The 12,050-nt window shown below is 74.0% G+C and carries 12 protein-coding genes; 5 read left to right on the top strand and 7 right to left on the bottom strand.

All coding sequences use genetic code 11. The annotated features are described in order from the left end of the window. Window positions 1-16: 16 nt before the first annotated feature. The 3 genes from ACZ6K0_RS27605 to ACZ6K0_RS27595 form a co-directional block, all read right to left on the bottom strand. Window positions 17-682 carry a response regulator transcription factor gene (locus tag ACZ6K0_RS27605; protein WP_469232335.1) on the bottom strand — a complete coding sequence of 222 codons (666 nt, stop codon included), beginning with the start codon at window positions 680-682 and terminating at the stop codon, window positions 17-19. Then, window positions 679-1,965, bottom strand: coding sequence for a sensor histidine kinase (locus tag ACZ6K0_RS27600; RefSeq protein ID WP_469232337.1), 1,287 nt, complete (start codon window positions 1,963-1,965; stop codon window positions 679-681). The genes ACZ6K0_RS27605 and ACZ6K0_RS27600 overlap by 4 nt, the downstream gene beginning before the upstream one ends. Before the next feature lie 97 nt (window positions 1,966-2,062). Further along, complete coding sequence (locus tag ACZ6K0_RS27595) at window positions 2,063-2,758, bottom strand: TetR/AcrR family transcriptional regulator (RefSeq protein ID WP_469232339.1); 696 nt, start codon at window positions 2,756-2,758, stop codon at window positions 2,063-2,065. A 138-nt stretch (window positions 2,759-2,896) separates the two neighbouring features. On the opposite strand from ACZ6K0_RS27595, the gene ACZ6K0_RS27590 reads away from it, so the two are divergent. Continuing rightward, window positions 2,897-3,376: a nitroreductase family deazaflavin-dependent oxidoreductase gene (locus ACZ6K0_RS27590; protein ID WP_469232340.1), complete on the top strand. Its 480-nt coding sequence runs from the start codon at window positions 2,897-2,899 to the stop codon at window positions 3,374-3,376. 90 nt (window positions 3,377-3,466) lie between these two features. Here the strand turns inward: ACZ6K0_RS27590 and ACZ6K0_RS27585 are convergent, their stop codons facing one another. Continuing rightward, the gene (locus tag ACZ6K0_RS27585) at window positions 3,467-4,906 is read right to left on the bottom strand and encodes a geranylgeranyl reductase family protein (protein ID WP_469232663.1); all 1,440 of its coding nucleotides are present in this window, start codon (window positions 4,904-4,906) and stop codon (window positions 3,467-3,469) included. A 282-nt stretch (window positions 4,907-5,188) separates the two neighbouring features. Here ACZ6K0_RS27585 and ACZ6K0_RS27580 point away from each other — a divergent pair, with 282 nt between their 5' ends. Continuing rightward, window positions 5,189-6,553 (top strand): dipeptidase, encoded by a 1,365-nt coding sequence (locus tag ACZ6K0_RS27580; protein WP_376396489.1) that lies wholly within the window; start codon window positions 5,189-5,191, stop codon window positions 6,551-6,553. 117 nt (window positions 6,554-6,670) lie between these two features. Next, window positions 6,671-7,177, top strand: a complete 507-nt coding sequence (locus tag ACZ6K0_RS27575) for a MarR family winged helix-turn-helix transcriptional regulator (protein ID WP_469232343.1) — start codon at window positions 6,671-6,673, stop codon at window positions 7,175-7,177. A 48-nt stretch (window positions 7,178-7,225) separates the two neighbouring features. Here the strand turns inward: ACZ6K0_RS27575 and ACZ6K0_RS27570 are convergent, their stop codons facing one another. Beyond that, window positions 7,226-7,591 (bottom strand): YybH family protein, encoded by a 366-nt coding sequence (locus ACZ6K0_RS27570; RefSeq protein WP_469232345.1) that lies wholly within the window; start codon window positions 7,589-7,591, stop codon window positions 7,226-7,228. A 98-nt stretch (window positions 7,592-7,689) separates the two neighbouring features. Here ACZ6K0_RS27570 and ACZ6K0_RS27565 point away from each other — a divergent pair, with 98 nt between their 5' ends. Next, window positions 7,690-8,580, top strand: coding sequence for a LysR family transcriptional regulator (locus tag ACZ6K0_RS27565; RefSeq protein ID WP_469232347.1), 891 nt, complete (start codon window positions 7,690-7,692; stop codon window positions 8,578-8,580). Between the two features lie 41 nt (window positions 8,581-8,621). Here the strand turns inward: ACZ6K0_RS27565 and ACZ6K0_RS27560 are convergent, their stop codons facing one another. Both ACZ6K0_RS27560 and ACZ6K0_RS27555 read right to left on the bottom strand, forming a co-directional pair. Next, on the bottom strand, window positions 8,622-9,665 hold the full coding sequence (locus ACZ6K0_RS27560) for an NUDIX hydrolase (protein WP_469232349.1): 1,044 nt from the start codon (window positions 9,663-9,665) through the stop codon (window positions 8,622-8,624). A gap of 99 nt (window positions 9,666-9,764) precedes the next feature. Next, window positions 9,765-10,757 (bottom strand): ROK family protein, encoded by a 993-nt coding sequence (locus ACZ6K0_RS27555; RefSeq protein ID WP_469232351.1) that lies wholly within the window; start codon window positions 10,755-10,757, stop codon window positions 9,765-9,767. A 210-nt stretch (window positions 10,758-10,967) separates the two neighbouring features. On the opposite strand from ACZ6K0_RS27555, the gene ACZ6K0_RS27550 reads away from it, so the two are divergent. Continuing rightward, window positions 10,968-12,023, top strand: a complete 1,056-nt coding sequence (locus ACZ6K0_RS27550) for a LacI family DNA-binding transcriptional regulator (protein ID WP_376396507.1) — start codon at window positions 10,968-10,970, stop codon at window positions 12,021-12,023. The last annotated feature ends 27 nt before the right edge of the window (window positions 12,024-12,050 follow it).

Genomic DNA, 12,050 nt, shown 5'->3' with positions numbered 1-12,050 from the left:
GGTGCGCCGGATGCCGTCAGCCCAGCCAGCCGGGTCGGACGAGGCCCGACTCGTAGGCGAGGACGACGAGTTGGGCGCGGTCCCGGGCGGCCAGCTTCACCATCGCGCGGCTCACATGCGTCTTGGCGGTGAGCGGGCTGACGACCAGCCGGCGGGCGATCTCCTCGTTCGAGAGGCCGATCCCCACGAGGGCCATCACCTCGCGCTCCCGTTCGGTCAGCGCGCCGAGCGCGGCCGTGGCCGCCGGGGCCTTGGAGCGGGCCGCGAACTCCTCGATCAGCCGCCGGGTCACGCCCGGGGAGAGCAGCGCGTCCCCGTGGACGACGGCCCGCACCGCCCGCAGCAGCTCCTCCGGTTCGGTGTCCTTCACCAGGAAGCCGGAGGCGCCGGCGCGGATCGCCTCGAAGACGTACTCGTCGAGCTCGAAGGTGGTCAGCATGACCACCCGGACCCCGGCGAGGTCCGGGTCCTCCGTGATGCGCCGGGTGGCGTCGAGGCCGTCGAGCCGCGGCATCCGGATGTCCATGAGGACGACGTCGGGGCGCAGCTCCCGCACCCGCTCCACGGCCTCGTCGCCGTCCGCGGCCTCCCCCGCCACCTCGATGTCCGGCTGGGCGTCGAGCAGCGCCCGGAACCCCGCGCGGACCAGCGACTGGTCGTCGGCGAGCAGCACACGGATCACGGGGTCTCCTCGGGACTGAGCGGACTGGTCGGGCTGGGAGGACTGGGCGAACCAGGTGAACCGGGCGCACCGCGTGGACCGAGCGGGAGGACGGCATGGACGCGGAAGCCGCCGTCGGGCCGGACGCCCGCCTCGATCGTGCCACCGAGGGCGGCGGCCCGCTCCCGCATTCCGGCGAGGCCGTTGCCGCTGCCGCCCGCCTCGGTGCCGGTGGCGGGGCCGTCGTCGTCGACGCGCAGGTCGAGGCGGGCGGGGCCGTGCGCGATCTCCACCCGGGCGGTGCGCGAGCCGGAGTGCCGGACCACGTTGGTGAGCGCCTCCTGCACGATCCGGAAGGCGGCCAGATCGGCGCCGGGAGGCAGGCCGGCGGCGGGCGGGCCGCTCGCCGTGACCGTGACGGTCAGGCCCGCGGCGGCGGCCTGCTCGACGAGTTCGGGGAGGCGGCCGAGGCCGGGGGCCGGGGCGCGCGGGGCGTCGCCGGGGGCACGGAGGGTGTCGAGGACCTGTCGCACCTCGCCGAGCGCCTCCTTGCTGGCCGCCTTGATGGTGGTCAGGGCGGTGCGGGCCTGCTCGGGGTCGGCGTCGAGCAGGGCCAGGCCGACCCCCGCCTGCACGTTGATCACGGAGATCGAGTGGGCGAGCACGTCGTGGAGTTCACGGGCGATGCGGAGCCGCTCCTCGTCGGCGCGGCGCCGCTCGGCGGCGGCGCGCTCGGCCCGCTGCTGAGCCCACTGCTCGCGCCGTACCCGTACGAGCTCGGAGGCGGCGAGGACGGCGACGGCGAACGCGCCGGCCGGCAGCTCCTGGCCCCAGGGGGCGGGGCCGTCGCCGGCCGGAGGCAGCCACCGGTAGAGCCAGTGCGAGAGCACCAGATGGCCCGCCCACAGCAGCCCGAGGGCCCACCAGGCGGCGGTGCGGTGCCCGTGGACGACGGCGGCGAAGCAGGCCACCGCGACGAACACGAAGACCGGGCCGTACGGGTATCCGGCCGCCAGGTAGGCGAGGGTGACGGCCGCGACGCCGAACACCACGGGCACGGGCCTGCGGTGACGGAACACCAGCGGCGCCGCCCCCAGGAGCAGCAGGGCCCGCCCGAGGACGTCGAGCGCCTCCCGGTCGGGCTGGTTCCGCGCGGCGAAACCGGTGCCCGCCATGACGAGTACGGCGATCACCAGCGTCGACCGCCACGGCAGCCCGCCCGCGTGCCGCTCCCCGGCCCACCACCCCCACGGTGCCCGGCCCGGGCCTCCGACACCGCGCCCGGCGGTCCGCTCCACGTCCATACCCGCCACGCTAACCGCGCCCGCCCCACGAGGACGTCACCCCGGCGGGGTGGTCGCCCGTACTCCCGCCGGAGTACGCGGGTGGGGTACGGGGTCCTCAGCCGCGCGGGAGGAGGCCCACGTCCTGGCCCAGGCGGCGGGCGGCGTGCGTGAAGAAGACGTCGCGGTCCTCGACGAGCCGGTGGAACTGGCCGAAGACCTCGAAGGACACCAGACCGAAGAGCTGCGACCAGGCGGCCACCAGGGCGACGACGAGCGCCGGGGGCAGGTCCGGGGCCATGTCTGCGGCGATCCGCACGGCCTCGGGGCGGAGGGCGTCCGGAAGCGGAGGGAGGGCTACGCCCTCGCCCTCGTGGGCCGCGCGGACGATGCCGATGAGGACGAGGCCGACGCGGGCGGCGGGGACGTTGGTGTCCTGGGGTGCGGTGTAGCCGGGGACGGGGGAACCATAGATCAGGGCGTACTCGTGCGGGTGCTCGACGGCCCAGGCGCGGACGGCCCGGCAGACGGCGGTCCAGCGGGCGAGCGGCCGCTGGCCCGCGGCCTCGGCGGCGGCGCCCTCGGCGGCGGCTCCGACGGCGTCGTAGGCGTCGACGATGAGGGCGGTCAGCAGGTCGTCGCGGCTGGGGAAGTACCGGTAGAGCGCGGAGGACACCATGCCCAGCTCGCGGGCGACGGCGCGGAGCGACAGCTTGGCCGCGCCCTCGGCGGCGAGCTGGGTGCGGGCCTCGGCCTTGATGGCTGCGGTGATCTCGGCACGTGCGCGGGCGCGGGCTCCTCTAACGGTTGTCATGAGGAGCAGTGTGCCATTTACAGAGCACCGACCCGAAACGAGAGCACTGCTCTTGCATGAGAGCGCCGCTCCGTGCAGACTGGAGACAAGCGAGAGCACTGCTCACGCTTTGCTCCCACCGTTCCACAGGAGGAACCCATGTCCGCTCAGCCCGCCGCCCACGCCATGAAGCCCGGCTGGTTCACGGTCAACGTCCTCAACCGCGCCGTCGCGTGGATGACCCGCCGGGGCATCAGCGTCTGGGGCTCCCGCGTCCTCGCGGTCCGCGGCCGCAAGAGCGGCGAATGGCGCCGCACGCCCGTCAACCTCCTGACGGTGGACGGCGTCCAGTACCTGGTGGCCCCGCGCGGCCACGTCCAGTGGACCCGCAACATGCGCGCCGCCGGCGGCGGACAGCTGCACCTCGGGAAGCACGCGGAGGCCTTCACCGCCGTCGAACTGGCCGACGACGACAAGCCCGCACTGCTCCGCGCCTACCTCAAGCGCTGGAAGGCCGAGGTCGGCGTCTTCTTCGGCGGGGTCGGCCCCGACTCCTCCGACGCGGAACTCCGCGCCATCGCGCCGAAGCACCCCGTCTTCCGCATCACGACGACGGGCCCCGCCACCCCGGCCGTGTGAACCGGCCGGGGCGGCGGAGCCCGTACGCGTCACCAGGTCGCCGACGCCCGTCGCGCCCCTGACGCCGAGGACCGCGCTGGTGGCGATCCGTCAGAACTGCTCCGCGGCCTCCGCAGAATCCGAACCGGCAGAGCCGGCCGAACCAGCCGGACCGGTCGAACCGGTCGAGGCCTGCGACGCCGGTGACGCCGCCGACGTCCCCGGGCCGTCCGCTCCCGTGTCCGTTCCCGTGTCGGCTCCCGGCTCGCTCCCCGTCTCGGCCTCGGACGCCGCGCGTTCGCGCGCGGTGACGCCCCGGCCGGCGGGGCCGACACCGGACGAGGTGTCCATCCGCTTGTCCAGGATCTCCAGCGCCCGCCGGGCCATGCCGTTCGAGCGGACCATGCCGCCGAGGGTGGCGGAGCCACGGGTGATGTCGGCGAAGGCGTTCCAGGCGGGACGGAACCCCGTGATCGTGGCGTGCAGCAGCCCCGGTCGCCGCTCGAACAGCGCGAGCATCCGGCGCCCGACCGCCATCTCCACACCGAGACCTGCCTTGATGGCGAACGCGTAGTTCAGGGCCTGCCGCCGGGCGTCGACCGCGTCGTTCGCCTCCGCGACCCGCACCGCCCACTCCCCCGCGAGCCGCCCCGAGCGAAGCGCGTACGAGATGCCCTCGCGGGTCCACGGCTCCAGGAGCCCGGCCGCGTCGCCGCAGACGAGGACCCGGCCGCGGGAGAGCGGCGAGTCGTCGGTGCGGCAGCGCGTCAGGTGCCCGGAGGAGATCGTCGGCTCGAAGCCGGCGAGGCCGAGCCGGGCGACGAAGTCCTCCATGTACCGCTTGGTGGCGGCGCCCTCGCCGCGCGCCGAGATGACGCCGACGGTCAGCGTGTCGCCCTTGGGGAAGACCCAGCCGTAGCTGCCGGGCATCGGACCCCAGTCGATGAGGACGCGGCCCTTCCAGTCCTCGGCCACGGACGGCGGCACCGGGATCTCCGCCTCCAGGCCCAGGTCGACCTGACCGAGCTTCACCCCGACATGCGCTCCTATGCGGCTCGCACTGCCGTCGGCACCGACGACCGCGCGCGCGAGGACCGTCTCTCCGTCGGCCAGGACGACGGCGACCGTCCGCCGGTCCGGGACGGAAGGACCGTGCTGCTCCACCCGGATCACCGTCGCGCCCGTCCGCAGCTCCGCGCCGGCCTTCTGCGCGTGCTCGACGAGCTGCGCGTCGAACTCCGGCCGGTTGATGAGCCCGAAGAGCATCCGGCGCGAGCGGCGGGTGCGGGCGAAACGGCCGTCGAGCGAGAAGGTGACGGCGTTCACCCGGTCCTGGAGGGGCAGTTCGAAGCCGGGCGGGAGGGAGTCCCGGGAGGGGCCGATGATGCCGCCGCCGCAGGTCTTGTACCGGGGCAGCTCCGACTTCTCCAGGAGCAGGACCCGGCGGCCCGCGACCGCCGCCGCGTAGGCCGCGGACGCGCCGGCCGGACCCGCGCCGACCACGACCACGTCCCAGACCTCCGCCCCCTCGTCCGCACCCGTGTCCTCGATTTCGGCGGCGGTGGCGATGTCGTCGGCGGCAGCGTCGGCGGCGTCGACAAACTCGGCGGCGTCGTCAGCGTTGGCGGCGTTCTCGGGACCGGCGTTCTCTGCGTGCTCGCTGCTCACGGTGTGCTTCTGCTCCTGATCCGACCGGTGGTCTGCTCTCGACGCATCCTACGGCGCGGTAGCCGGAGCCCCGCGCCGTAGGATCTACGGTGCGTTCGCCGTACCACGACATACGACGAACGCCCTCCCCTACGTCGTAACGTCGCACCCACCAGGAGCGTGCCCATGACCGCGAACCCGATCGCCGACACCGTCCGGTCCCTGATGCCCCGTGCGAAGGCCGAGCTCACGGAGCTCGTGGCCTTCGAGTCGGTCGCGGACGAGGCCGTGGCGCCCCGCAGCGAGTGCGAGGGGGCGGCGAACTGGGTCGCGGACGCGCTGCGCGCCGAGGACTTCCAGGACGTGGCGCTGCTCGACACGCCCGACGGTTCGCAGGCCGTGTACGGCATCCTTCCCGGCCCGGCCGGGGCGCCGACCGTCCTCCTCTACGCGCACTACGACGTGCAGCCGAAGCTGGACGAGTCCGCCTGGCTCACCCCGCCGTTCGAGCTGACCGAGCGGAACGGCCGCTGGTACGGGCGCGGCACGGCCGACTGCAAGGGCGGCTTCATCCTGCACCTGCTCGCGCTGCGCGCCCTCAAGGCGAACGGCGGCGTGCCGGTGACGGTCAAGGTGATCGTCGAGGGTTCGGAGGAGCAGGGCACCGGCGGTCTGGAGCGGTACGCGGAGCAGCACCCCGAGGTGCTCACCGCCGACACGATCGTCATCGGCGACGCGGGCAACTTCCGCGTGGGCCTGCCCACGGTGACCGCGACGCTGCGCGGCATGACGATGATCCGGGTGCAGATCGACACCCTGGAGGGCAATCTGCACTCCGGTCAGTTCGGCGGCGCCGCGCCGGACGCGCTGGCCGCGCTGATCCGCGTCCTCGACTCGCTGCGCGGCCCCGACGGCTCCACCGTCATCGACGGCCTCCCGGGCGACAAGCCGTGGGACGGCCTCCAGTACCCGGAGGAGGACTTCCGCCAGGACGCCAAGGTCCTCTCGGGCGTGGACCTGCCGGGCGCCGGCACCGTCGCGGACCGGATCTGGGCGCGCCCGGCCGTGACCGTCATCGGCATCGACTGCCACCCGGTGGCCGGGGCCACCCCGTCGATCCCCGCGTCGGCCCGCGCGCAGATCAGCCTGCGGGTGCCGCCCGGCCAGGACGCGGTCGAGGCGACGAAGCTGCTCTTCGCCCACATCGAGAAGCACACGCCGTGGAACGCCCGGGTGTCCCTGGAGCAGGTCGGCCAGGGCCAGGCCTTCCAGGCGGACACGTCGAGCCCGGCGTACGCGTCGATGGCCGAGGCGATGAGCATCGCGTACCCCGGTCAGGAGATGCAGACGGCGGGCATGGGCGGCTCGATCCCGCTGTGCAACACGCTGGCCTCGCTGTACCCGGAGGCGGAGATCCTGCTCATCGGTCTGAGCGAGCCGGAGGCGCAGATCCACGCGCCCAACGAGTCGGTCTCGCCCGAGGAGCTGGAGCGGCTGTCGGTGGCCGAGGCGCACTTCCTCCTCAACTACGCCCGCTCGAAGGAGAGCTGACGGTCCGGTCGGGCGCGGGGACCGCAACCTGGCCCCGGATGAACGGGGCGTCCAGGCGGTGGGCGGGGCGCTCGGCTTCGGTGACGGCGCCGCCGGCCAGGGGGCACCATAGTGATCATGACTTCTCCGACCCCGTCCCGGACCGACCAGGCGCCCGCCGACCCGGCCGCCGCCGACGACGCCCTCGCCACTCAGCCCATCGGCTACTGGAGCGGCCTCGCCCACGCGGCCGTCACCCGGCACCTGCGGGACGCCATGGCCCGGATCGACGTCACGCAGCCGCAGTACTGGGTGCTCAACCGTGTGCACAGCGGGCCCGCCGCGCCGAGCCGCGAGGAGGTCGTCAGCCAGCTGACGCCCCTCGCGGACGGGCCGCACGAGATCGCGCGCGTCGTCGACCAGCTGCTGCACCGCGGCTGGCTCCGGGAGGACGCTTCGCGACTGCACCTGACCGACGCGGGCGAGGCCGCCCGCGTACGGCTCCGCGACCTGGTGACCGGCCTGCGGGCCGAGGTCCACGCGGGGATCAGCGACGAGGAGTACGTGGCCGCGCTCAAGGTCCTGCGCCGGATGGTCGCCAACGTCGAGGGCGACGGGGCCCCTTGGAACCCCCTCACGAAATGATCTCCGACGTGATCGGATCGCTCCGGGAGCTTTGATCCCGGAGCGGGATCAGCGGGTGGGCGGGACGAACTCGGGCTGGTCGAGCAGGCGCAACCAGCTGCCGTCGGGCTGGCGTCGGACCACCTGCGCGCGGGCACCGGCCCCGTCCTTCGGCGGGGTCGAGGTGAGGGCGATGTCGCCGCTGATCACCGTCGGCAGCGGTTGTTCCTGCTCGAAGTGGGGGCGGTCGGCCAGCACCTTCTCCCACAGCGCGCGGATCGCCTCCCGGCCCACCGTCTGATGGCCGGGCGGGTAGGCCAGCACCGCGTCCTCCTCGTAGAGCGCGGCGACCCCGGCCGCGTCACCCGCGTTGGACCGCTCGACGAACAAGCGGGTGATGTCCTCGGGTCGCATGGCCTTCTCGTACTCCGGCATGGGTTCCTCCTGCTGGCGTGCTGTGGTGCTTATCAGCATGGTCAGCCCCCAACCAGAAGTCCAACAGATGGATCTACTGGAAGCTAGAATCACCAGTCATGGAGTTGAGACAGCTGGAGTACTTCGTCGCGGTCGCCGAGGAACGGAACTTCACCCGCGCGGCCGAGCGGGTGCACATCAGCCAGTCCGGTGTCAGCGCTCAGATCCGCCAGTTGGAACGCGAACTCGGTGCCGAACTCTTCGACCGGTCGTCGCGCACCGTCACGCTCACCGTCGCGGGAAAGGCCGCGCTCGACCACGCCCGCGCGGCGCTCGCCGCGGCCGGTGCGGTCGGCCGGGCCGTGGGTGATGTCACCGACCTGATCCGGGGTCGGCTCACGGTGGGCATGGTCAACGGCTGCACCGTCACGCCGCTGTTCGACGCCCTCTCCGTGTTCCACCAGGCACATCCCGGAGTGGAGATCTCGCTCCTGGAGGACAACTCCGACCGCCTCGTCGAGGGGGTGCGCGCCGGAACCCTCGACGTGGCCCTCATCGGGACCGCCGGCGCCACCCCCGACGGGCTGGAGGCGCTGACCATCATCAGCGAGCGGCTCGTCGTAGCAGTGCCCCCAGGGCACCCTCTGGCGACACAGCGGCGGGTCACTCTGCGCGACCTGGTCACGTTCCCCATCGTGTGCATGCCCCCCGGCACCGGCCTGCGCACCGTCTTCGACCAGGCCTGCTCCGCACGAGGACTGCAGCCCGCGATCGCGTTGCAGGCCGGCGCCGGTGATGCCATCGCCGACCTCGCCGCCCGCGGACTCGGCGTCGCCGTCCTCAGCGAATCGATGGCCGCGAGCCATCACGACCGCATCGTCGCCCGCACCATCGACGACGTGGAGACACCCGCCCTGCTGGCCCTGATCTGGAAGGGCACGCACAGCCCCGCTGTGCGTGAGCTGCTCGTGCACGGCCGACGAGCGTTCGGCAAGCCCGGCCCCGGGTAGGGGAATCGGGGGCCTCCGGCGCCGCTCCGCCGGACGGCCCCTCAGGCGTCCTGCCCCACCGGGATCCCCGCCTCCAGGTTGAGCACCGTGCCGCGTTCGCGGGCGCGCAGGGCCCAGCGGAGACGGTCGTACCGGACGGGTGGCAGGAGGCCGGCGGCCTCCTCCTCGGTGACGAAGCGCCACTCGCGGAGCTCTGCGCCGGGGAGGCGGAGGCGCGCGGTGTCGGCGGCGCGGAGCGTGCCACCGTCGAAGAGGAGGCGGAGCCCGCCGTATCCCGGGGGCTTGGGCCGCTCCCAGTCGACGAGCAACAGGCGTGGTACGACGTCGAGTTCGAGCCCGACCTCCTCCGCGACCTCGCGCATTCCGGCGCGGGCCGGCGGTTCGCCCGCCTCGACGACGCCGCCGGGGAACTCCCAGCCCGGCTTGTACGTGGGGTCGACGAGCAGGAAGCGGTCCTCCTCGTCGAAGAGCAGGACGCCGGCGGCGAGGGTCTCGCCGGTCGGCTCGGGCGTCTGGACGATCCCGCAGGGCGCGGCCCGGTCGGCCTTGACCGCGTCGGCGACGGCCAGGGCGGCCTCGGCCACGGTGAGCACCGAGGTGTCGACGACGTACGCGTCCTCCGCGAGCCAGCCGAGCGCGGCGCGGTACGGCGGGATGTGGCCGTGGCACCACTGCCGGACGCGGGCGTCGGCCTCGGCCTCGCCGTGCTCGCTCCGGCCGTCGATCCGCTGCCGCAGGATCGTTTCCTCGGGAGCGAGCAGGACATGCCGCACCTCGATCCGGCGGGCGGCGAGCCCGCCGAAGATCTCGTCCCGGTACTCCTGCCGGAGCAGGGTCATGGGGACGATCAGGACCCCGCCGACCTCGGCAAGGAGGGCGGCCGCGGTGTCGACGACCAGGCGCCGCCAGATCGCCAGGTCCTGGAAGTCCTCGACTTCGGCAAGCCGTTCGGCCGGGAGGAGCCGGCTCATGGCCCCGCCGACGAGCTCGGGGTCGAACAGAGTGCTCTGCGGGATCAGATCGACCAGTTCGCGCGCGGTACTGGTCTTCCCCGCACCGAACGTACCGTTGATCCAGACGATCACGATTCCCCCTCTTGGGTAGCCCCCAGTGGATTGCCCGCAACACCCTGCCACGAAAACCACGAACGCATGTCCGGCACGTGTACGGGCGGGCCGTCGCGGTCAGGAGCGGGGGCCCGGCCAGGCCGCCCCGCTCCCGGCGCTCCCCCCGCGCCCGGCCGCCGCGGCGGCGCCCAGCAGGCCTGCGTCGGTGCCCGTGACGGCCGGGACGACCGTCAGGTTCCGGACGAAGGAGAGCGTCGCGTAGGTCGCGAGAGCGCGCCGCAGCGGACCGAACAGGACGTCGCCCGCGCCCGCCACCCCGCCCCCGACGACCGCGATGTCGATCTCGACGAGCGTCGCCGTGGCGGCGATGCCCGCCGCGAGCGCTTGCGCGGCCCGTTCGAAGGAGGCGACGGCGATCGGGTCACCGGCGTGCGCGGCGACGGCCACCGCCGCCGCGGAGGCGTCGCCGTCCGGACCCGGCCGCCAGCCGTTCTCCAGGGCGCGGCGCGCGATGTGCGGGCCGCTGGCGAGCCGTTCGACGCAGCCGCGGCCGCCACAGGCGCAGGGATCGCCGTCCAGGTCGACGGAGATGTGGCCGAGGTGACCGGCGTTGCCGGTGGGGCCCGGGTGGAGCCGGCCGTCGAGGACGAGGCCGCCGCCGACGCCGGTGGAGACCACGAGGCAGAGGGCGTTGTCGTGGCCTCGGGCGGCGCCGAGCCAGTGCTCGGCGGCCGTCATGGCCACCCCGTCGCCGACCAGGGTGACCGGACGCCCGCCCGACGCCCGGCGGACCCGCTCGACGAGCGGGAAGTCGCGCCAGCCGGGCACGTTCACCGGGCTCACGGTCCCGCGCGAGGCGTCGACCGGGCCCGCGCTGCCGATGCCGACGGCCCGCGCCGCCTCCCACAGCGGCGACGCGGCGAGCTCCTCAAGGACGGCCTCGACGGCCTTCATCACCGTCTCGCCGTCCTCGCGGGCGGGGGTGGGCCGCTGGGCCCGCACCCGGACACGCCCCTCGCCGTCGACCAGCGCCCCGGCGATCTTGGTGCCCCCGATGTCGAGCGCGACGACGGGACCCGGGACGGGGCCGGTTACGGGGTCGGTGTGCATGGGCACGGATCCTCCAGTCGGCGGCCGGGGACGGCCGGGGGCGATCCGTACAGTCTGCCCAGTCTCCCGTTGTCTGACAACGTTGTCCAGGCCCTATGCTCGACCTGAGACCGAGATCCGGAATCCCCACCGGAACCCCAACCGGAACCCGAACCGGAACCGAATCCCGGACCGGAACCCGACCCGAACCGGACCGGTACCGGTACCGACATGACGGAGGAACCCCGCACCGTGGCCGACATCGCCCGCCGCACCGATCACCGCTACGGCAACCGGCCCACGATGAAGGACGTCGCCGCCCGGGCGGGTGTCGGCCTCAAGACGGTCTCCCGGGTCGTCAACGGCGAGCCGGGCGTCACCCCGGACACCGAGCGCCGCGTCCAGGAGGCCATCGAGGCCCTCGGCTTCCGCCGCAACGACAGCGCACGGGTCCTGCGCAAGGGCAGGACGGCCACGGTCGGCCTGGTCCTGGAGGATCTCGCCGACCCCTTCTACGGGCCGCTGAGCCGCGCCGTCGAGGAGGTCGCGCGGGCGCACGGCGCACTCCTCATCAACGGTTCGAGCGCCGAGGACCCGGACCGGGAGCAGGAGTTGGCGCTCGCCCTGTGCGCGCGCCGGGTCGACGGCCTCATCGTCATCCCGGCCGGTGACGACCACCGCTATCTGGAACCGGAGATCGCGGCGGGCGTCGCCACGGTCTTCGTCGACCGTCCGGCCGGCCGGATCGACGCCGACGCCGTCCTCTCCGACAGCTTCGGCGGGGCGCGCGACGGCGTGGCCCATCTGATCGCCCACGGACACCGCCGGATCGGCTTCGTCGGGGACCGTCCTCGCATCCACACGGGCGCCGAGCGGCTGCGCGGCTACCGCGCGGCGATGGAGGACGCGGGCCTGCCGGTCCGGGACGCCTGGGTCTCGCTCGGGTCGACGCACCCTGAGCGGGTGAGCGCGGCCGTACGGGAGATGCTGACGGGGCCGGAGCCGGTGACGGCGCTGTTCGCGGGGAACAACCGGGTCACCGTGACGGCGGTCCGGACCCTCGCCGGGCACGCGCCCCCGGTCGCGCTCGTCGGCTTCGACGACATCGAACTGGCCGATCTGCTCGGCATCACGGTCGTCGCCCAGGACGCCGCCGCGCTGGGTCGGACGGCGGCGGAGCGGCTCTTCCGGCGTCTCGACGGGGCCGGCGGGGCGCCGGAGCGGGTGGTGCTCGGCACGACGCTCGTCGCCCGCGGCTCGGGCGAGATCGCGCCGCCGACCGCCTGAGAGCGACGCTGCGGCCCGCGCGACCCT

This window comes from Streptomyces sp. NPDC042346 (genome assembly GCF_055581845.1).
The sequence above is the reverse complement of the archived record's forward strand: the minus strand, read 5'-3'. Positions and strand labels throughout refer to the sequence as shown.